Genomic DNA, 527 nt, shown 5'->3' on the forward strand with positions numbered 1-527 from the left:
ACTTGAACCTTCGACACCCTGATTAAAAGTCAGGTGCTCTACCAACTGAGCTAATGGCTCATGTCTCACCGTTGCTGCTTTCGTTTCATCACCGCGTGTCTCTCGCGGCGACAGGAGTAATCTTAACACGGGGTTCGCGCACGTTCAACGCACTGATCACGACAAAAACCGACAAAATCGCACCCTACGGACACCTCACATCTATCATTCTCTTCATTACGCTGTATTCCTCTTCTTTACTCCTATTTGCCCCCCGAAAAAGCAGGCAGCGAGAAAGCCCCGAAAACACAAAAAAGACCCGATCTTCCGAAGAAGATCGAGCCTTTTTGACAGTTGCCTAGCGACGTCCTACTCTCCCGGGACCCTGCGGTCCAAGTACCATCGGCGCTGGAGAGCTTAACTTCTGTGTTCGGGATGGAAACAGGTGTGGCCTCTCCGCCATCATCACTAGATCATCTATATGTTGAATGGTGGGCCCAAGAAGATTCGAACTTCCGACCTCACGATTATCAGTCGTGCGCTCTAGC

General features: G+C 50.9%; 1 rRNA gene. It reads right to left on the reverse strand.

Going from position 1 to position 527, the window contains the following annotated elements:
- Positions 1–335 precede the first annotated feature (335 nt).
- Positions 336–452: ribosomal RNA gene (gene rrf / locus EL26_RS23160) — 5S ribosomal RNA — on the reverse strand.
- Positions 453–527: the final 75 nt, after the last annotated feature.

This window comes from Tumebacillus flagellatus (assembly GCF_000714935.1).
In the GTDB taxonomy this organism is placed as follows: Bacteria; Bacillota; Bacilli; order Tumebacillales; family Tumebacillaceae; genus Tumebacillus; species Tumebacillus flagellatus.